Below are 20,702 nucleotides of genomic sequence, written 5' to 3'. Positions count from 1 at the left end.
CTTTTTTCGTAATTTATTGGTCTTTTCTTAAGTATTTACTTTCTTTTAATGCGTTTACCTTAAAAGTTAAGATGAATTGGATTTTTTCTTCTAATAGACTTATATAAAAACACAAAGAAGTTTCAGGAAAAATTGAATGGGGTGAGCTTATGGATCAGGTAGATTTTAATATTATTCATTATCTTCAGGAAGACGGCAGGATGTCGATGACAGAGTTAGGCAAAAGAGTGGGACTTTCGATTCCAGCTGTTAAGGAGCGGGTAAAAAGACTTGAGGAAAACGGCACAATTATAGGGTACCGAGCTGTGCTCAATCCCAATAAAGTAAACAAACATGTTCTGGCATTTATTCTATTTGATACGAAACGGTGCAAGGAGTTCCGTGAATTTTGCATTCAGCACCCTATGGTGGTCGAATGCCATCGATTAGCTGGTCAATATAGTTATCTAGTGAAGGTGCTCGCAGATTCGGTGGAAATTCTCGAAGATTTCATCGATGCTTCCATGCAATACGGACACCCATCCACCTTGATCAATCTATCATCGCCTGTTGAATTTAAACCTATTACATAAAATCAGGCTGCCATTACCTCTTGGCAGCCTTTTCATCATTTCTTCGTCTCCTCCAGAGCTTCACTTTCCACACGATCCATAAAATCCGTAACTACTTTCTTGTTGTTCCTTTCTCCACCCAATTTCAGCAAAGTCTTGCCAAGGAAATTGAGACCTGTGTTTTGCCCTTGATAAATGAACCTGGTTTCTTCCTCGTCCACCTTGATTAAAGTGAATGAAGCTTCTATTGCAAATGCTTTCGCCAGGGTAAAACCAATTTTGTTGTGCTTTTTTCCAGGAGTGTTTTCATACTCAAGGTCTTCAACGATATATGTTTCGATTCGCTTGCCTTCTTTATATTTCTGCTCATATTTCGAGCCGACAACTCCTTCTTTCTTTTCTATCACCTTGTTTTCTACCACATGCGGCATGATCCTCTGGATGTTCTCCAGCTCGAATAATGTCCAAATCGTCTCGATATTGACGGGTATCATTCTCTCTTCGTTCCATTTAATCATTTTCTACACCTTCCATTTCAAATTCAAAGAAATCATCCATTTCGTCGATGAGTGTATTCAGCTCCTGTACTTGTTCCACAAGTCCCTGTCTTTTTTTCAATAAGATTTGTTCCAAGTTTTCAAACGATTCATCGTTCACGACGGTCAGCATTTCCTGGATGCTAAAATTGAACCGCCTTAAGTGAACCAATAGCCGCGCTACCAAATAGGAGCCGTTGTCATAATAGCGGTACTTATTATTCGGATCGATAAATACTGGCTCGAGCAGTTTAATTTCCGCATAATAGCGCAGCGTCTCTTTGCTCAGCCCTGTCATTTTGGAAAATTCGCTTACCTTGTACATGTCGGCCTCCTTATACAATCATCTTAAACTATGCAGTGCACCACAGAGTCAATTATTTATTATATGTAAAATAAAACAGCCACTTAACCAGTGGCTGATACAGCACTCAAATCTATTAAATTGTTAAGTAAAAAAGCACCCCTGTGTTCATGGTTCTCATAATTTATTTTAACAGCTATACATTACCATGCTTATCATTATGAATATAAGCTCCAATAATCGAAATTACAAATATAAACGGAATAATACGAGCCCAGTGCCATAATCCTTATCCCGCATTAAATTAAAGATATACACCCCATGTTTATATAGAGCGTAGGCTGCAAGGGCAGTAGCGAACCACATCCATTTTCAATTTCTCCTTAGGTAAAACTCCCTTTTTGTAAACGCTCTCTCCTTAATTGTTCATTCGCCAGCTGCAGTCCTAACAAATAAGCGATAAAAACAATCGAGTATTCCTTGCCTAAATGGATTAAGCTTGAGTATTCTTTTCCAAAGGGATGCGGCTTTGAGAAGTTGTTCTTTAATCTTTCTTCATAGTCCTCGACATCCTCTGACTGCCAAATTAACTCCTCTATTTGGAGATAAAACTCTTTGTAAATATAGAAATGTTCTTCCGTTATTTCTTTCTTCATGCGATTTTTCCATCCTAGCAGTTGTTCCATTGCAAGTTCAGGATTGAAATTCCACATTTTACTGTAACTGCACTTGTAATAAAACATACATTCATTGATATTCATTTTTGCCAATTCTTCTATCTTTACATTCCAGGGGAAATGAAAAACTGCATGGCAATACTCCGCAGAAATAAACAAGTCCCCATTCAGAAATACATATTTAAAGCTATGGACTTCTTGAAGTGGATTTTTCCACTCAAGAATTTTCACAGGACCATGTTGGATGACCGTAGCTACATGTCCGCTAAACCAATTTTCCTTAACAAAGTCTTCCCGCTCTTTTAGATATCTCTGCATGATTCTCCTCATTAATATTTTTTTGTAATAAAAAGGACCTGAGAAAAGGTCCTTTCGTTTTACTTTTATCCGCCAAACCCTTTTGTTACAAAATAAACCACCAGCGGACCCAGGATCACAATGAACAATGCCGGGAAAATAAAGAATACCATCGGAAACAGCATTTTAACCGGGGCTTTCATCGCCTGTTCCCTGGCTGCTTCCCTTCGCTGCTCCCTGACTCGTCTTGTAAGATTGCCCAGGACCTTTGCCATCCCAATCCCCATCTGGTCTGCCTGAATCAAGGAGTTGATAACACTCTGGAACGAATCGGACGGTACCCGCTTTTTCAGCTCATAAAACGCCTCTCTCCTCGACATTCCGTGTTTCATGTCATCGATCGTCCGCAGGAATTCTTCTGACAATGGACCCTTTAATTTTCGGGATACATCCACCAACGCTAGATCAAGCCCCATCCCTGCTTCAAGTAGAAGGTTTACAGTATCGAAGTAATCAGGCATGGCTTTATTGATCGCCTTAATTCTCGCTGTCTTTTTCTTGCCGAGATAAAAGACCGGAAGCCTGAAGCCAAGAATACCGAGGACTATAGTCATTAGCCAAGCCATTGCCTTACTGTCTGCAGATGGAAGCAATAAAAGCACTACAGCCAGCATTAATCCGATGCTAAGGACAAATTGAAAAAGACGAAAGTCCACCGCTGACTTGAAAGGATTTCCTGCATCGCGCAAAAGCTGGTCTAACTTCTTTTTCTCAGACCGAGATACCTTTGAGTTAAGATATGTGGTACCCCGTTCCCAGTATTTCTCGGTAATGTTTTTGGCAATACTTTTCTTATTCTGCTCTTCAGGTATATCAGCTTTCTTTTTCATATTCACTGAAAAATACTGATCTACCCGTTGATTGAACGCAAGCTGTTTCCGAAATAGAGTCAAAAGTGAGGCGGCAGTTACAAGAGTCAGAAATCCTGCTGTAGCGAAAAAAAGCAGTAGATTAATCATTCAGCTACACCTCAATCTTGATAATCTTTTGTATGAAGAACCAGCCGATTAAAATATTAATGCCTGCCGAAGACAGCATCAGCCAGCCAAGGGGGTGTTCGAGCATCGGCTGAAAATAGTCTTGGCCAAAAAACGCTAAATAAAAGGCTAGACCGACAGGCAGTAATGTGATGATCCAGGAAGACATTCTTCCCTGTGAAGTCAGGGTGTTCAATTCTTCCATTATACGGATCCGTCCTCTCACTGTATCCTCCATCGTTTCCATTAATCCAGCCAGGTTCCCGCCGCTTTTGCGCTGCGCCATGATCGCGCGGATGACAACTTCAAGCTCCTTATTCGGCAGGCGCACCATCACCTCTTCAAAAACCTCATCCAATGAAATCCCCAAACCTGCCTGGCGGATTACCCTTTCAAATTCAGGACCTAATGGATCGGGGATTTCTTTTCCCACCTGTTGCATCGCCTGCATGAAGCTGTAGCCGGCCCTCATGGAATTCGCCATCATTCCTAGAATTTCAATCAGCTGATAGGAAATCCTCTGCAACCTCTTTTTCCTTTTTTGCTTCATATATAAGCGCGGCAGCATAAAACCTACAGCCGCTGCCGGAAAACAAAAAAACCATTGCAAGCCTATCATAAAAAATCCTAATCCTGCAGCCGCCCCAGATAAAACCCTGATGATAAAATACTCTTCGGGCTTTAACTGGCTGCCTGCCTCAAGCAAGGTTTTCTCTGTCCGCTTGCTGAATTGAACATTCCGGAGGATGCGGCCGCCCTTTAAAACAAGCCTTTTCAATAAACTTTCTTTTGGAGCTGCTTGTTCAATTGCTTCCTCTTCAAACGCGGCAGGCAAAAATTCTTTCAAACGTAAATTCATTCGCTTCTTTTTCAAATAGCTTGAGGAAATAAGGAAGATCAAACTACTTGATATTAGAAATATTGATAAAATTGTCCCTACTGTATTCACCTTTACCACTCTCCCGCAAACCAGGAAGCAGGAAGGTTAAATCCGTTCAGTTCAAGTTGTTCAGTAAATTTCGGCCTGATGCCTGTAGATACAAAACTGCCATTTATCCTGCCATCTTCTGTCCGTCCCGATTCCCTAAACAAATACAAATCCTGAAGAACAATTGTGTCGCCCTCCATACCGAGCACTTCGGTAATATGAGTAATTTTTCTTGTGCCATCCTTCAAACGAGCCTGGTGGACGATGACATCGATTGCCCCGGCGATTTGTTCACGGATTGCCCTTACCGGCAGATCAAACCCGGCCATCAGCACCATTGTTTCCAGTCTTGAAAGAATATCCCGCGGTGAATTGGCGTGACCGGTGCTAAGACTGCCATCATGGCCAGTGTTCATTGCCTGAAGCATATCCAGTGCCTCGGCGCCGCGGACCTCTCCCACGACAATGCGATCAGGACGCATCCTCAGTGAGTTCCTTACAAGGTCACGTATCGTAATTTGACCCTTCCCTTCTATATTAGGCGGGCGTGATTCGAGGGAAACAATATGGTCCTGATTTAATTTCAATTCAGCAGCATCTTCTATCGTTACAATCCGTTCTTCATTTGGAATAAACGCAGAAAGCACATTTAATGTCGAAGTCTTCCCCGAACCTGTTCCGCCACTGATGAAAATATTAAGGCGAGACTTAACACATATATCAATGAATTCCGCCATCTCAGAGCTCAATGTCCCAAAGCTGACAAGATCAGTTATTGTAAAAGGTTTCTCTGAGAATTTACGGATTGTAAGGCTCGGACCCTTCAACGCAAGCGGCGGGATGATGGCATTTACACGCGACCCATCCGGCAGACGGGCGTCAACCATTGGCGAGCTTTCGTCGACACGGCGCCCGATTGGAGATACGATTTTTTCAATCACCCGCTGGATGTGCATGTCATCCTGGAAGACAGCATCAGCCTTCAGGATTCTTCCGTTTTTTTCATAAAACACTTCGTTTGGACTGTTGACCATGACCTCACTGACTTGCGGATTTTCCAGCAGAGGAGTAATCGGCCCGTAAGCCATTAACTCATGCTCCACATAAGTAAGCACATCCTGCTTTTCCTCAAAAGTCATCCGGTCCCCTTCCTGATCGAAGAACACCTGGCTCAATTCCCTGATTTTAGCTTTTTCTTCCCCTTCATCCTGGTTAGGATATTTCTTCAGCTCTTCCAGCAAGAATGTATGAAGCTTTGATTCCATTTCCCAGAATTCCTTAGGTTTTGTAATGACTGTTTTTTCCTGAAATTGCGGTTCAAGGCTGCGATTTTCTTGTTTATAACGATTGAAAAGTGACAAGTCTGTCTCCTCCTTATTTGGCGGCTAAAAACCAGCGCTTTCCTCTTTTATCTGCTGAGGTGCTTCCATCTGCCGGGGCAAGCATCTTTTCCGTCAGCTGCCAGACAGCTTTGCCAATATGACTCCGGGGATTGGAAATAATGAATGGCTGCCCGGTCGATATTGAGGAGTTTGAAACAGAATCCTGCTCTGGAATAACAGAATATATTTCAGATGTTAAGATTTCTTCGATTTTTTTCAGATCAAGGGATTTATTTTTTCCCTGTTTATTGAGAATCACCTTAACTTTTTCCCTCTGTCTGATCGTTTCCAGGGTTTCTAGATATAGCTTGCTGATTCTCATCACAGATAAATCATTTATCGTCACGAGCAGAATCTCGTCTGATAGATCGAGGCAGCTAAGATGGATATCGGAGATAAAAGCAGGCGTGTCAATCAGCACTACATCATAATACTGTTTCACTTCTTCAATTGCGGCCCGTACGTGAGTTTCGGTAATCCCTTCAAAAAACTCCGGCCTTAATGGAGCTGCCAGCACCGAAACGCCTGATTCATGTGTGGCCATATATTGATCAATGGTTAGTTCTTCCCGTCCGTATGCTTCCTTGACCCACTCGTAAATCGTCCGTTTCGTTTTTATGTTCAAAAACATTGTTACTTCGCCGAATTGGAGGTTTGCATCAATGATCGCCACTCTTTTTCCCCGTTTGGCAAAGGAAGCTGCCAGGTTCACTGTCAGCATTGTTCTGCCGATCCCGCCCTTAGGGTTGCACACAGTGATTACCCTGCTGTCGCCATTGATTAATTTAAAGGTATTATGAGTTTCTTTATTTGACCTGAATTCCATATACCTCTTTGCCCGTAAGATGGTCTCCCTCATCTTTTCAAAGGTGTAAGAATACCTGAGAATATCGGAAGCACCCATATGCATCGCTTTTTTGAGGTTTTCCATATTATCCGGAACAATCAGAACTATATAGACAGAAGGATGGAGAATCGAAACCTCCTGGCAAAGATCATATCCATTTAAAACAGGGTTGGATCTGATGAACAGTACCGAATGTTCATTTTCAGCCAGCTTTTTATGAAGGCTTTCAACCTGTGTCACGCTGGTGAAAGATGCATCCAGCTTATGCAAAAAAGTCTTGATTTCCCCCGGAGGAGAATTCGTGTCCGAAAAGTAATACCAATTGATTGTCATGATTATTTCTTCTCCTCCTCTTCTTTCTTGTCCTTGAAAATCTCTCTTGTTTCCTTATAGCCTTGCTTTCCAACTTCCTCATCTTCTTCATTTCTTAGCATCAAATAAAACCCATCTTTATCCCTCGTAGCCAAACTGAGCATGACCCCTTCTTCAGGAGTCACTTCCAGTGTGACGGTATCATAACCAAACGCTTCCTCTTTATTATCAGAAGACTTACCAGATGTAAGGACCTTAACCTTCTCCAGTACTAGGACAGCGGATTTATATTCTTTTTCAGTTTTGTCATCTCTAAATGTTTCATAGGCAACTACATCTACTATTGAGTTTGGCTGGACATAGCCTGAAACACCAGGAGCAAGTTCAACAAATAAAGAGATCGCCCGCATCCCTTTGCTGACTTCCACAATCGGGTTCGTCATTTCACGCTTCGGTATTTCACCTGTCTCCTCTTCCTTCTCTTTTTCAGCAGCCTGGACCGTGTCCACCTTTTCCTCCTGTTTAACCTGTTCTTCTGTAGAAGTCTTTGCTGCCGGCTTGTAAAACAAAACTATATATGCAAGAACTGCCACCAAAACTCCCATAGTCAGTGACATCATCCAGATTTTCTTTACGCTCACTATGCTCCCCCCAGGATTGCATTCATTTACTACATACTCTTCTTATATTTATAAAAGCAGTCAACCAATTGGCCAAACTGCTCAAATTTCAATTTCCATTTCATCGACTATTCAATCCGCATGACCGTCTTGTCTGTTAGATTGACTTCGCCAATAATATTGCCTATGACGGGAGTCAGGAAGTTTATCGAATAATTAATGGTGATTACAACATCTGTCCCTGAAGTACGTGTTCCTTCAGGTGTAATTAAGACATTTCCTTCAGTTAAATTTATGCTCGCACCATCACCAACCGCCACACTTTTGATTGTCGTATCATCCTTGCCTATGCTAGCAGCCCTTGCTGCTTCCCTCCCGGCATGGTCCATTGTCAAATACACATGAAAAATACGGGCAAAATCCACTATTCCAAATAATAAAAGGACCAACAACGGCAGGACCAGTGCGAACTCAACCAGTGATTGTCCTTTCTCCGATCTCATTGAAAGCCTCCCCAGACTAGATTGCAGAAAGTACCTAATACGATTGCTACACCGTACGGGAATGAAATGCTAGAGTGTTTTTGTTCTTTATCTGCTATTATCATTGATCCAAGATTACTTCTAAAAAAGGTTAGATTGAAAAGAAGTGATTTTATTGGATTAATAATCCCCCTCTTCTTCGCAATCAGTACAAGTGCTATAATGCCACCAATTATGGCAGTATATATGAAACTATAAAAAACGAAACTTGCTCCCATAAGAGCTCCGATCGCTGCCATTAGCTTTACATCTCCTGCCCCCATGCCTCCTAAAAGATATGGAATCACTAATAACCCCAAACCAACTAGAAAGCCCTTTCCACTAAACAAAAAACCATTAATTCCATTTTCTGTTAGGTAATAAGCAAATCCATATAATATTGCAGGCAAAGTAACAATGTTTAATATCTTTCGTTTTTTTATATCAGTGATTAAGGATATAAGAAGTACCAATATCAAAATAATAATACTAACCATAAGAAGACCTCTTTTATATAAGAATGAGAGCCCTACCAAAATAGTAGGGCTTAAAATTAAGCTAACTTTTAAATAATAATTAAGGTGTAGTCACTCCGGTAAGAGTAGTTGCAATCGCCCTAAATAATCTGTCTAATTGTGGTCCAATTAATAGCAAAGCTGCAATTACTGCAACAGAAATTAACCCAACAATCAACCCATACTCCGTCAACGCTTGCCCTTCTTCTTCAACAACTAAATTCTTCATTTTTTCTAGCATTTGTTTTTCCTCCCAGATTTAAATTATTTATGTTTAAGCAGTAAGGATTGATATGTCTATGTATCTGGATCGATCCTTTCTTACTTGAAACCAATGTAACGATAATTTCCTAACTACCAGATGTTCTTTTTAAGAAACACACATCGTGTTCTTTACATTCTTTTTGTTTGTTCTATATAAAGAACTTATTGATTAAATCATATATGGTTCACCCTTTTTTGTAAATACATTTCCATAAATTTTCTAAAAATAGAATTAGTCAAGCTTCGACTTTTTTCTTTATTGAGAACGATAATAGTTTGATTTACACTATAGTTAATCATTGTTAAAGGGAGATTATTAATATATGAAAACCATTCCGAAGAAATCACTTCCCTACCGAATTAAAATTGCTAATACTTTTTCTGCAAGACTAAAAGGTCTAATGTTCCGAAGGTCACCTTTAGATAGGCAGGGGTTGTGGATCACTCCGTGCAACTCGATCCACATGTTTTTTATGAACTTTCCGATTGATGCTGTATTCCTGGATAAGGAGGTCAGGATAGTCAAATTAGTCGGTGATTTGGATCCATGGAAAATTGTAAAACCGATTCCTAACGCATACTCTGTTGTGGAGCTTCCTGTAGGAACCATAAAAAAGTTTGATCTTCAAACAGGGGATATTTTAGAACTAAATGTAAAAGAGACAGTTTCAGCTTAAGCCTGCTGATTCTGTCTCTTTTTCTATTTTCCACAGCTTAATAAATCAATTGAGATGCGTATGTTCCATATTCCTCAACTACAGTTCCGATTTCACCTGGAAGTACAGTCTTAATAAAAGTGGCCTTAATCGTATGGACACTTCTATCTTTATAAAAGTCATCTATTCTAAAAGCTGCAAATCCTGTAATCGTTACTGGATCACTGCTTCCCTGGGAAAATTCGCTTACAATGGGTACATAAACAATTTGCCCTTCTAACGCTGTGATTGCGGTTTTAATCGCATTGCTGTTTATTGGATCTCCCGTTTGAGGATATACTGTCGTAGTCCCAGCTTCAATTGGCACCGGAGAACCATTATTAATATAATAAGCAACTCCCTGGGAGCCGTTTTCTCCTCCTGTTACACCAGGCAAAGTTGAGAAATCCAAAAGATTGAAATTTCCTTTAGAGCCATCTCCTGGACTTTCTGTTAAATTCCAAACCTCTCCAAATGTTAATTCAAAACCATCATTAATGTGAATTCCAATTGGGATGATTGTATTTTTCACAACCCTTTTTAGTCTGCCTACTTCTGCCCGCGCTTCTGCAACAACTAAAGTGGTGTCAGCCATACCCAACACAGGCATCAACAACAGCGGCACATTCTCTTTCCCATAAACTTTTATGATGTTGTCTTCGGGAAAAGACACTTCGTAAGGCATGTTGCTATTGTAATTTTTTACTGCCATTACCTTTGCCTCAGTTTCTGAATCAGTATGGTTAAATACTCCTGAAGCATTCACCCCATCAACCATTATATCTGCTCCTGCCAGCGCACCGGCATCCACCGCTTTTTGAAGCTGGGATTTGGCAATATACAATCTGCCACCATCGATTGCCAGACCAGCAAAGCCAATGAGGACCACCATAAAAATTGCCACCAGCACTAAAGACTGACCCTTTTCTTCTGATAACAGCCCTTTTATCCTCTTCAAAAAACCCCCTCCAATTCTTGATAAAGAATCATTATTTAATATTATGTTCTTTATATAGAATAATAGTATTCCTTTTTCATAGCTTTTTCAATAATGATTCATACCAGAACTTGGATATTTTAAAAAGACTAATAAAAAAAATCTACTGGTTTGATATCATACTCTGTATATAAAGCGGCTGATCCCTAGGGAACAAGATATAATTATAATTCTGAATTACAGTAATGGGGTTATGGTTGGTAAGGTCTATACATCAGTGCCTGATATGTTCAATTATTAAAATAAGAATGATAATAAGCCGCTGACGAATTCGTCAGCAGCTTTAAGTTAACAAAACAAAAACAATGGATAGGCCTACGCTACATCAATAACCATTATTACATAGCCTATAATTATAAAACCTGTTTCTTCCTTGCCCTTTCTCCTCTAACAACCTCCACCTGTTTCCGCCATTTCAATTTCATCATGAGAACCAGTATATGCCCCTTCAGCGTCTGCGGGATAAAGCTTCGGTATTCGGTTACTTCTTCTCCCCCAAAACTCTTTTTAAAAGTGTTAATGTTTTGCTGGTCAACATTATTTTCGTCCATCGACAACCCAAAGAAGTCATATTCCTGGTAGTTTTTCATTTTGAAAAATAATATCGCATGCCAGTGCAGATAGCGGTTTGCCCGGCCTATATCATTTTTGGGTATTTCGGCGGCTGTGAACCGGGCGGAGCATGAGTAGAACATCCGGGCCCTGGTTGCATCTGCAAAGTATAAATGGCCTCCAAGCTTTTGGCCTTCTTTATGGAACACATAGGTAATGACTGCCATGCCTTTTTGCCTAATAGCCTCCACTCTGTCATCCTGAAACGGTTCAATACCTTTCTCTTTTGCATACGGGTTGAAAAATTCTTTGTAGTCTTCGATATCTTCATAACTGGGATTGGAAATCACTTCTATCGTCAAATTATCTCTTTCAGCCTTATTTATTTGGTAGCGCGTTGATTTATTTAGCTCTTTCCTTAGCTGGTCTTCGGCTTTCTCTAGGTCAATTAGCAGTGTTTTTGTTTCTTTGTGGAGCGAATTCCACTTATCGGGGCCGATTAGTCTTTTCTGCTGAAAATAGGCATTAACATCAGCCTTGGGCAGATTGTCTGCTGCATCTGATCCGTATATCTCATTCATTTTAAAAATCAGCTTTTTCCAATGGATATACATTTCACCCCTCCTCCTTCGAAATTATTTCGAGTGCGAGTTCATTCATATTCCTGCTTCTGAAGCCATACTTGTCCTGCAAGTGTAAATAATGCTCCAGGATTTGTTCTAAGAATTTTAAATTCCCAGCTGTATTCACACCAAAGTCATGGGGATGCCACCATAGATGATAAGCCTTGCCATGTTTTGCTGCATAGGTCATATCGTTCAGTATTCGCTTCAACCGCAATCCTTCCAGCGGCTTCAGCATTTCCGAACATCTCGCCAAATAACGGCTGGATTTTATATTGAGCGGCAGATTTTCCGTCGGAACGGGCAAATCAAAGGCCTGATGGCCAAAAATATTGATATACCGGTCTAAAAGCCGCAAGCCTCGCTTCACATACCGCTTTTTTTCCTGTGATTCCAGGCGGTACACCCAGCTGTCCTCATTCCCGCGGTAAGATACCAGTCCGAGCCTCTTGCATTCTCTTATATATTCTTCATTAATTTGATTGCGCGGAAAAACGATTGATTTAATTTCACTTCCATGTTTACGGCTTATCTGCTGTGCTAATTGCAAATCTGCTGAGAATTGTTCCAGTGTTTGTCCATGTTCCAAGCAGTAATAATGGGAAAAAGTATGCGTAGCTGCCTCCTGGTTTGGAGTCGATGAAATGCTTTCAATCAGATATGGTGCGAAGAAAAGGTCAAAATCCTCTGCTGTGATCGGATTGTTTTCCATGTAATGGTAGGAAGATAGTTTTGGATGATCATAACCAGGTTTATGCTCTGGAACCATGCTTTGTAATTCTTCTATATTCTTAAAATAAATCATGCCGACAATCGCCCAGGTCGCATGAATTTGATGAAGGTGAAACATCTCTAATAATGACAAAACCACATTGTGGGCGCCCCGGACATTTTGCTCATACTCTTCTTTTTCGTATACATCATGAACACCCCAAAAGAGTTCAAAATCCAGGGAGATTATAAAAGTGCCCTGTTTATCACTTCGCATGAGAGTCAACTCCTTACTTCCTATTTAATTGAAGAGTAATTTTCCCTAGACGCTCAATGCACCTCCTGCATCTAACTAGGTAATCCAAGGTCACATTAGAGCATGCTATAGTCTATTCAAGCCTTTCCACTGTATTCATGATTAAGCCCTTTGCCTATCAACCTCGTTTTGTATGGGGGGTAGAATTTCAGTTGCTTTGATACCTGTCACATTCCGGATATTAAGGACAAAAACTGTACCTTCAGCAAAAATAACGGCCACTGCCATTCCGAATTGATGAAGCCATATCGTAAGAGGGATTGAAAAAACAATAAAAACAATGGCAGCAATTAAGTAATTTTTATTTAAAACATTAGATAGATTGACTGCATGCATGATTCTTGCCATTAACGTATTGGTAATCGATAAGAAAACGATGACCGAAAAAACTTTGATCAAGGCCGTGATTTTTGGGTCAGCTGTGCCGGAAACAATTGCTGCGATTGGAGCAGAAAAAATGAATAATGAAATCGCAATCAAAATGGAAAATGAAATTCCAATCCACATTAACTTCCGTTTGAATTGATCAAATCGCTCTTTTTCATTTTCAAACAGGTCACATAAATATGGATAAAGCGCCTGTGTAAACGGCTGAGAAATCCCATAAAATGCTCCCTGGACTTTTTCCCCTATTCCATAAATTCCGGTAGCGCGGCTTCCAGAGATAAAGCCCAAAATGACAATCGGCCCCTGGCTGTAAAAGTTGACCCAAAGGCTGGTCATAAAAACATGCTTTCCCCTTTTGAGCTCATCTTTAATTTTATGAACATCCAGTACGATCTTAAAATCCATCTTCAACTTTATTTTTGCGAACAGAACCGAAATGATGGCAGGCAAGATAAAATAAAGGGAGTGAAAGAACGCTGCGAGGCTTAGGTCATCTGCACTTTTGATAAACATAAAAACTAAAATGGTCACGAAAGCTTTGGCAATAACATTGAAATAAGTAATATACTTCATTCTTTCCAGGCCCTGGTACAACCAGAGAGGAAAAAAAGTATTGCCGATAATCATCAGGAAGATTATAAGAAATGCTGCACGGTTCTCACTGAAAAACGGGATGCTGAGGATGATGCTAAAATAGATCAGTCCAAATAAAAGTGCGAGTAAGATTTTTATCGTCAAAATAACATTGTAGATGGCGTTGACTTTATCCATCCTGTCTTTATTGATAGAAATGTCTCTTGTACCTGAAATATTAAAACCGTAATCGATCAAAATATTTAAAAATTGCATGATGGAAATACAGAATAACAGGACGCCATAATTTTCAATGCCGAGGGTTCTGACCAGGTAAGGAAAAGTAATAAGAGGAAATAGAAAGTTGCTTCCCTGGAGGACGATTAAGGAAATAATATTCCCTACCAATCTATTTCCCATTAATTTTTTCATAGGATTTCTCCTTTATATCAGCAGCATGGTCCTTTTTAAAAATGATTACATAGTAACAAAGGGCAAATAATACCCAGAAATGTCTCCAATGAAGGGCGTCAACAACGATAATGTTCACTAAAGTACCGGCTAAAGCACATAAAAGGACTAAGTATATATTGAATTCGCTTTTATGATGGAACACACTTTTTTTCAGCAATACACCAGTAATGACCAGGAAGAGGAGCAACAGTAAAATTCCTGAAACCCACCCATATTCAGCAAATACTCTGAGATATGTATTGTGAGGGTCCATATAATAAATAGTCGTGATTTCTCCGGGCCCTATTCCAAAAGCATTGTTTTTTACAATGTCGAGCGTGAAGAATTGCGCACCAAACCTTTCATTGTCATAGGATTGTAGAGTGGTGCGCTCTTTTAACTGTCCCACCACTTTATCTGATAAAACAGGTGATAAAAAATAAATGGATAATAGCAAAGATATTGGTATTAATATTGTCTTTAAAACGAATCCGAGCTTGAGTTGCCGCTTCATTACTTTAATCGCAAAATATAATAATAAAGCTATCGCGAGATTGATCCAGCCTGCGCGCGACATTGCTAGAACGACAGCACTGATCATCAGAAGGATTGACAAAAATTTAAATGTTTTGGATTTAAATAATTTAGGAGAAAAAAGATCTTCGATTACTAACAAAATGGCAATGATTATATATGGACTAAAAATATTAGGATCCTGGAAAAAACCCTCTAAACGATTTCCCCTTCCCTGGCTTTTACCGGCTAAATAAGTAATCAGTCCGAGGAAGCTATTCGCCACTGCACCAAATACATATCCTTTCAGAAAAAAGAACAGCTGTTTATCATTTTTAATGATCGACGCGAGAAATAGTGCACAGATTGCCAAATAGACAGTAATGAGATGCCAGACGGCTGCTTTATAAATATTCATGGACATAATAACCGCGAAGGTTCCAAATACAAGGAATACAATCAGCATGAAGAACAGAATGTTAATAAACATGTTTTTATTTAGCGGGATTTGCCTTACTAATGACAGGAGAACTAAGATAAAAAACATAAGTTCAAAGGGTGAAGGATCGTAAACTTGAAACCCGATGCTTAATGCGAAAATAAATAATAAATACTCCCATTTTAACAAAAGGAGAATAGCCAACACGGCAATTCCAATGAAGGACAAGACAATCACCAGAAGAACATTATTTTCTGTATAATTTACCGGTGATGAAAGATAAATAGCCATGCATCCCAATAACAAAGATAACAACCCGATGAGAAGCGTTTTTAGAAAATAGTTTTTCACCTGATCCATTACTTTCAACTCCGTTATTTGGACTATTATCATTAATTGTTCTAAGTGAAAAAATACTCCCCAGAATTACTTTTCATACAACTCTTCCAATCTATTGATCATTGCCTGGATATGAAACTTTTCCTTGAAGAGCTGATAGCTGTTTTCTTGAAATTTGCAAGCCGTTGATGGATCATTGACCAGTTTTTCGAGGTAGCATACAGCTTCATCAACTTGGCCAGGGGTAAATAAGAATCCGTTATATTCATGGATAACTAGCTCATTATTGCCATCAACATTGGTTGCCACAACAGGCTTTCTCATTGCCATCGCCTCGATGACAGAATACGGTAAGGCTTCATGCAAAGAAGTTGATAAATACAGATCAATCTCGTTCAGGAATTGATCTGTAGAACTAAGGAATCCACAATACTTTACCCTGGGAAAATGTTCTATTGTTTCTAAAAATTCCTCCTTAAAGTACTCTCCATCTCCTGCATACCAGACCTCGACATTAGGATTACCACCTACAACGGCTTTTGCTATCTCCAGGAAGGCTTCCGGATCCTTCGATTGGTCAAACCTTGCTAAAGTTCCAATCACAATCTTTTTTTTGATTCGCTGATCAGGAACTTCCCTTTCCTCGACTCCGTTGTATATGATTACACTTTTATGGGAGTGAAAGACATTATGGCGAAGGCCAACAGCCTGCTCCCCTTTCGAAACATTGATAGTATAATCGGTAAACCTGCCAAGAAATCTTTCAAGCAATCCATAAAACCGTTTTTTTCGTTCACTGATATATGGATATTGCATGATATAGCCATGCGGAGTATAAATAATTTTTTTCCTTCTATAAAATAGCGCAGCCAATCTTCCAGCTCCGCCTGCTTTTGAACTATGACAGTGTATGATGTCCGGCTGGAATTCACTCATAATTTTTTTTAATTGCCATGTAGCTTTTAAATCCTTTAATACTCTTACTTCTCTTACTAATGCTGAAACTGGATAAAACCGATATCTTTCTTTATTTTCATGGGCAAAATTCATAAATATTTGATCGGCCCGCTTCTCACCATATGCAATAGCGACTTCAAACCTTTCAGGAGAAAGATACTGTAATAGATTGACTATATGCTTTCGAACCCCGCCACTAACGGTTTCACAAATAATTAACACCTTTTTTCTCATCGTTTAATCCCCGTTTTCTGCTCATTAGTTAATATGGCCTGCAAATCCCCTGTAAAAAAGCCTTTATCAATTCACAAGCGTTCTGGTCCGATCCTTCTTCCTTATGGTTGTACACTTCTTGATCCTAAAAACGGAAACGTACTCTTTTGAACATAGAATACATTTTCAAAAGCAGGCCATTGTTCAATAGAGTACCAATGAATATTAAATAAACTTTTAATGAATAGGGATATGCTTTCATAGCATGTTTGAGAAAATCCCGCCCTTTCTTGATTGTTTTCCGATTTTGGCCCATGATGCCTGTCCTGACCATTACTTTTGCCATATTTACATGTAGAGTATGAAAATCCCTGTTATTCAGCCCTTTTATCAGCGAATGATATTTTTGATAAAATACTAAATGGCCTTTGATGACTGAATTCACATTATTCGTAATCCTGTCTCCGTCATGCTCGTTATATAAAACCATCGGCTCCGGTACGACATCAAATTCAGTCATTTGAGCTAGCTTCACATACAAATCCCAATCCTGGCAGCTTGGGAGTTCAGGATCAAAGCCGCCCGCTGCTAAAAGGATTTCTTTTTTCACCAGGACAGTAGATGTCGTACCAAGGCAATTTTTCTTCAATACTTCAGCGAGCATATTTCCTCTGGCATGGGGTCTTACTTCTGACCGGATTTGAGTGCCTAATACATTTTTATATCCGGTATATACTAAACCCGCATTCTTGTTCTCTTTAAGAACTGCCATTTGCCTTTCCAATTTTTCCGCAAGCCAGCGATCATCTGAGTCAAGAAAGGCAATGTATTCTCCTGTTGCACTTTCAATGCCGGTATTTCTCGCTGTGGGAGCCCCTTTGTTTTGTTCATGCCTGATATAGACAATACGCGGATCGATCAGCCTTTCATTTTCTATTAGAAGTTGAGTGTTATCTGTAGAACAATCGTCTATTACAATGATTTCGATATTTTCATAAGTTTGTTTTCTTAGGCTTTCGATTGCTTCCATTACTAATTTTTCCCGATTGAAGGTAGGGATGATTATACTTATTTTTAATTGTCGATTTTCCATATCATAATCCCACTTTCACTTTCGTCATTAGTAAGCACCCTTCTTCTTCAACACGATAATCATCGTTTTAATCAAAATTTTCATATCAAGGGATAGCGACTGGTGGTAAACATAATATAGCTCCAATTCCACTCGTTCCGGATACCCTACATCACTGCGTCCGCACACCTGCCAGTACCCTGTCATCCCTGGTTTCACCGAAAGAAAATCCTGTCTTTTATGCTTGTATTCTTTCAATTCCTCTTCCACAATCGGCCGAGGGCCTACCAGGCTCATTTCACCTTTTAGAACATTTATTAATTGCGGAAGCTCATCGAGGCTGCTTTTACGCAATATCCTGCCGACCCTGGTTATTCTGGAATCCTCATCTGGTTCGAGCTTATAATTGTTCTGGATGTATTTTTGAAAAAGTTCATGATTCCGTTTTAAAATCCCCTCTGCATCAACCACCATGGACCGAATTTTAAAGATATTAAATAACTCTCCGTTTTTGCCAATCCGCTGCTGTTTGAACCATAACGGTCCTTTCGACTCACCGAAACAATAGATAATTCTTATGACTATAAAAAGCGGCAAGACGATAATTAAACCTAAAGCAGCTCCTATAATGTCGAGACAGCGCTTCTCAAATAAGTAAATGGGTGAAACGACAATTTTTTCTGGATTAGAACCGGCAGCTGTAATATTTGAAGAAGCAGATTTCACGTTTGAACACTCCTTTCTTATAATCACCCACTGCCGTTTTTTAGTTGCGAGTAATCAACATATTCCTGACTGCCGGCCTGCCCACGGAATGATATTCAAGTCTGTACTTTCTCATCAATTCAAGATCGAAACAATTCCTGCCATCAATGACAAGCGGATAGGCCATCGTTTCAAATAATTCTGGGTCTAGTTCCTTTATCTCATCCCACTCGGTAAGAATTAGCACCGCATCGCTGTTCTTGATAGCTTCCGAAGCGCTGTTTGCAAAGGCCACTTGTGGAACCAACACCTGCCTGGCCTTCTCCATCGCCACTGGATCATAAGCAACAACAAAAGCGCCATTGTTTACCAGTTCTTCGGTAACGCGGATGGATGCGGCTTCTCTCATATCATCAGTATTTGGTTTGAAAGCCAGGCCCAGGACGGCTATCCTTTTTCCTTCTATTGAACCAACCCGTTCCTTAAGTTTGTTTAATAAAAGCTGCTGCTGATGTTTATTTACATTGACTACGCCTTTTAGCAGTTCAAAATCATAGTCTACATTTCCAGCGATTTGGATCAGTGCCTTTGTATCCTTAGGGAAACACGAGCCTCCATAGCCAATCCCGGCATTTAAAAATTGATTTCCAATGCGATGATCCAGTCCCATCCCTATTGCTACATCCTCCACATTGGCCCCGACACGTTCACAAATGTTCGAAATCTCATTAATAAAACTGATTTTAGTGGCAAGAAATGCATTAGAAGCATATTTAATCATTTCTGCACTTCGAATATCGGTTTTGTATACCGGAATACCAAAGGGCCTGTTAATTTCTTCTATTATGTCTGCAGCACGCTCGCTTTCTGCCCCGATGACAATACGATCACCGTGAAAGGAATCATGTATCGCAGAACCTTCCCTTAAGAATTCAGGATTTGAAACAATCTCTACTTTTACATCTCTTACAAGGTTTGTCCTTATTACCTGCTTGATCGTATCGTTCGTACCGACTGGGACGGTACTTTTCGTAACAACGATTGCGTCCTTCCTGACATGTTTAGCAATATCAATCGCAACTCGTTCTACAAAGCCAAGGTTTGCTGAGCCATCCTCATTTTCAGGTGTCCCAACGGCTATATAGATGACCTCAGACTCCTTGAACGCTTCTTGATGATCCGTCGTGAAGGACAGACGGTTTGCTGTCAAATTCTTTTTCATCAATTCATCTAAAGATGGCTCATAAATAGGTGAAATACCCTTGCTCATCTTCTTGACCTTTGCAGCATCGATATCAATACAGACTACTCGATGGCCGACTTCAGCCAGGCTGACACCTGTCACAAGGCCAACATATCCAGTACCAACTACAGCAATGTACATATTTCTTCCTCCAGTTGAGCCAGGATTATTTCATTACTCTATCCATAATCAGTTTCTCTAACATCTCTCTAACTTCATCCCCAAGGACTTCATGCTGAAGGGCAAAATCGATAATTGTCCGGATATATCCCATCATCTCGCCAACATCATATCGGATGCCTTCGAAGTTATATGCGTAAACCGCTTGGACCTGATTCAATTTTTGAATCGCGTCTGTTAACTGTATTTCTCCGCCGGTCCCCTTTTCTTGACGGGCAAGGAAATCGAAAATCTCTGGTGTCAGGATGTATCGACCCATGATTGCCAGATTAGAAGGGGCATTCCCTATTCCAGGCTTCTCCACGAAACGTCTAACCTCATACAGTCTCCCTTCAACTGAGGAGGGATCAATAATTCCATAACGCTCAGTTTCCTTATAACCGACCTTTTGCACGCCGACGATAGACCTGTTTGTTTCGTTATATTGCTCTATCAATTGCTTAAGGCACGGTTTTTCAGCTTTGACAATATCGTCCCCTAATAGAACGGCAAATGGTTCATTGCCTATGAATTTACGTGCACACCAGACAGCATGACCTAATCCTCTAGGCTCCTTTTGACGTATATAATGAATCTCCACACTAGAAGATTGTTCGATTTTATCCAGTAAATCCAGCTTTCCTCTACTTGTTAAGATTTCTTCTAGCTCAAAATTATTATCGAAATGATCTTCAATCGCCCTTTTCCCCTTGCCCGTAACAATGATGATATCTTCAATACCTGACTCAATGGCTTCCTCGATAATGTACTCAATCGTGGGCCGGTCAAGAATTGGAAGCATTTCTTTAGGCATTGCTTTTGTTGCAGGCAGGAATCTCGTACCCAAACCAGCTGCAGGAATTATGGCCTTTTTAACCTGTATCAAAACTGTTTCCCCCTGTTAATTCTTTTTTTATGAGCAATAACTCCTAAGAAAAAAGCTTTTGAGTAATAGTTCATATGT

General features: G+C 40.0%; 23 protein-coding genes. 2 read left to right on the top strand and 21 right to left on the bottom strand.

All coding sequences use genetic code 11. The annotated features are described in order from the left end of the window. Positions 1-149: 149 nt before the first annotated feature. Positions 150-572 carry an Lrp/AsnC family transcriptional regulator gene (locus DYI25_RS19375; RefSeq protein WP_213372009.1) on the top strand — a complete coding sequence of 141 codons (423 nt, stop codon included), beginning with the start codon at positions 150-152 and terminating at the stop codon, positions 570-572. Between the two features lie 35 nt (positions 573-607). Here DYI25_RS19375 and DYI25_RS19370 read toward each other — a convergent pair whose 3' ends face one another. The 11 genes from DYI25_RS19370 to DYI25_RS19320 form a co-directional block, all read right to left on the bottom strand. After that, positions 608-1,069, bottom strand: coding sequence for an SRPBCC family protein (locus tag DYI25_RS19370; RefSeq protein ID WP_213372007.1), 462 nt, complete (start codon positions 1,067-1,069; stop codon positions 608-610). Continuing rightward, complete coding sequence (locus tag DYI25_RS19365; protein ID WP_213372005.1) at positions 1,062-1,412, bottom strand: MerR family transcriptional regulator; 351 nt, start codon at positions 1,410-1,412, stop codon at positions 1,062-1,064. The genes DYI25_RS19370 and DYI25_RS19365 overlap by 8 nt, the downstream gene beginning before the upstream one ends. 362 nt (positions 1,413-1,774) lie before the next feature. Further along, positions 1,775-2,386, bottom strand: a complete 612-nt coding sequence (locus DYI25_RS19360) for a hypothetical protein (RefSeq protein ID WP_213372003.1) — start codon at positions 2,384-2,386, stop codon at positions 1,775-1,777. 65 nt (positions 2,387-2,451) lie between these two features. Beyond that, positions 2,452-3,384, bottom strand: a complete 933-nt coding sequence (locus DYI25_RS19355) for a type II secretion system F family protein (RefSeq protein WP_213372001.1) — start codon at positions 3,382-3,384, stop codon at positions 2,452-2,454. A 4-nt stretch (positions 3,385-3,388) separates the two neighbouring features. After that, positions 3,389-4,261 (bottom strand): type II secretion system F family protein, encoded by an 873-nt coding sequence (locus tag DYI25_RS19350; protein ID WP_213371999.1) that lies wholly within the window; start codon positions 4,259-4,261, stop codon positions 3,389-3,391. A gap of 92 nt (positions 4,262-4,353) precedes the next feature. After that, a complete protein-coding gene (locus DYI25_RS19345; RefSeq protein WP_249745552.1) occupies positions 4,354-5,691 on the bottom strand; it encodes a CpaF family protein in 1,338 nt (445 codons plus the stop codon). 13 nt (positions 5,692-5,704) lie between these two features. Next, positions 5,705-6,892, bottom strand: coding sequence for an AAA family ATPase (locus tag DYI25_RS19340; protein ID WP_213371997.1), 1,188 nt, complete (start codon positions 6,890-6,892; stop codon positions 5,705-5,707). A 2-nt stretch (positions 6,893-6,894) separates the two neighbouring features. After that, on the bottom strand, positions 6,895-7,512 hold the full coding sequence (locus DYI25_RS22760) for an RcpC/CpaB family pilus assembly protein (RefSeq protein ID WP_213371995.1): 618 nt from the start codon (positions 7,510-7,512) through the stop codon (positions 6,895-6,897). 107 nt (positions 7,513-7,619) lie between these two features. Further along, positions 7,620-7,994, bottom strand: a complete 375-nt coding sequence (locus DYI25_RS19330) for a TadE/TadG family type IV pilus assembly protein (RefSeq protein WP_213371994.1) — start codon at positions 7,992-7,994, stop codon at positions 7,620-7,622. Then, complete coding sequence (locus DYI25_RS19325) at positions 7,991-8,509, bottom strand: A24 family peptidase (RefSeq protein WP_213371993.1); 519 nt, start codon at positions 8,507-8,509, stop codon at positions 7,991-7,993. The genes DYI25_RS19330 and DYI25_RS19325 overlap by 4 nt, the downstream gene beginning before the upstream one ends. Positions 8,510-8,588: 79 nt before the next feature. Further along, positions 8,589-8,768: a Flp family type IVb pilin gene (locus DYI25_RS19320; protein WP_213371992.1), complete on the bottom strand. Its 180-nt coding sequence runs from the start codon at positions 8,766-8,768 to the stop codon at positions 8,589-8,591. Positions 8,769-9,114: 346 nt separating this feature from the next. Between DYI25_RS19320 and DYI25_RS19315 the strand changes: the two genes are divergently transcribed. After that, a complete protein-coding gene (locus DYI25_RS19315) occupies positions 9,115-9,468 on the top strand; it encodes a DUF192 domain-containing protein (protein ID WP_213371991.1) in 354 nt (117 codons plus the stop codon). 37 nt (positions 9,469-9,505) lie between these two features. Here the strand turns inward: DYI25_RS19315 and DYI25_RS19310 are convergent, their stop codons facing one another. The 10 genes from DYI25_RS19310 to galU all read right to left on the bottom strand — a co-directional run bounded on the left by DYI25_RS19310 (position 9,506) and on the right by galU (position 20,624). Continuing rightward, complete coding sequence (locus DYI25_RS19310; protein WP_213371990.1) at positions 9,506-10,444, bottom strand: Tad domain-containing protein; 939 nt, start codon at positions 10,442-10,444, stop codon at positions 9,506-9,508. A 392-nt stretch (positions 10,445-10,836) separates the two neighbouring features. Further along, on the bottom strand, positions 10,837-11,649 hold the full coding sequence (locus tag DYI25_RS19305) for a hypothetical protein (protein ID WP_213371988.1): 813 nt from the start codon (positions 11,647-11,649) through the stop codon (positions 10,837-10,839). Between the two features lies 1 nt (position 11,650). Next, on the bottom strand, positions 11,651-12,646 hold the full coding sequence (locus DYI25_RS19300; protein WP_213371986.1) for a polysaccharide deacetylase family protein: 996 nt from the start codon (positions 12,644-12,646) through the stop codon (positions 11,651-11,653). A gap of 141 nt (positions 12,647-12,787) precedes the next feature. Further along, positions 12,788-14,077 (bottom strand): flippase, encoded by a 1,290-nt coding sequence (locus DYI25_RS19295; RefSeq protein ID WP_213371984.1) that lies wholly within the window; start codon positions 14,075-14,077, stop codon positions 12,788-12,790. Beyond that, positions 14,055-15,410 (bottom strand): O-antigen ligase family protein, encoded by a 1,356-nt coding sequence (locus DYI25_RS19290; protein WP_213371982.1) that lies wholly within the window; start codon positions 15,408-15,410, stop codon positions 14,055-14,057. The genes DYI25_RS19295 and DYI25_RS19290 overlap by 23 nt, the downstream gene beginning before the upstream one ends. A gap of 66 nt (positions 15,411-15,476) precedes the next feature. Continuing rightward, entirely contained in the window at positions 15,477-16,580 is a 1,104-nt protein-coding gene (locus DYI25_RS19285) for a glycosyltransferase family 4 protein (protein ID WP_213371980.1), read from the bottom strand. Positions 16,581-16,704: 124 nt separating this feature from the next. Further along, positions 16,705-17,652, bottom strand: coding sequence for a glycosyltransferase family 2 protein (locus DYI25_RS19280; protein WP_213371978.1), 948 nt, complete (start codon positions 17,650-17,652; stop codon positions 16,705-16,707). A 27-nt stretch (positions 17,653-17,679) separates the two neighbouring features. Further along, on the bottom strand, positions 17,680-18,336 hold the full coding sequence (locus tag DYI25_RS19275) for a sugar transferase (RefSeq protein WP_342032549.1): 657 nt from the start codon (positions 18,334-18,336) through the stop codon (positions 17,680-17,682). Between the two features lie 61 nt (positions 18,337-18,397). Then, entirely contained in the window at positions 18,398-19,720 is a 1,323-nt protein-coding gene (locus tag DYI25_RS19270; protein WP_213371974.1) for a UDP-glucose dehydrogenase family protein, read from the bottom strand. Positions 19,721-19,745: 25 nt separating this feature from the next. Beyond that, positions 19,746-20,624, bottom strand: coding sequence for a UTP--glucose-1-phosphate uridylyltransferase GalU (gene galU, locus DYI25_RS19265; RefSeq protein ID WP_213371972.1), 879 nt, complete (start codon positions 20,622-20,624; stop codon positions 19,746-19,748). Positions 20,625-20,702: the final 78 nt, after the last annotated feature.

It is taken from the genome of Mesobacillus boroniphilus (genome assembly GCF_018424685.1).
GTDB lineage: Bacteria > Bacillota > Bacilli > Bacillales > Cytobacillaceae > Mesobacillus > Mesobacillus boroniphilus_A.
The sequence above is the reverse complement of the archived record's forward strand: the minus strand, read 5'-3'. Positions and strand labels throughout refer to the sequence as shown.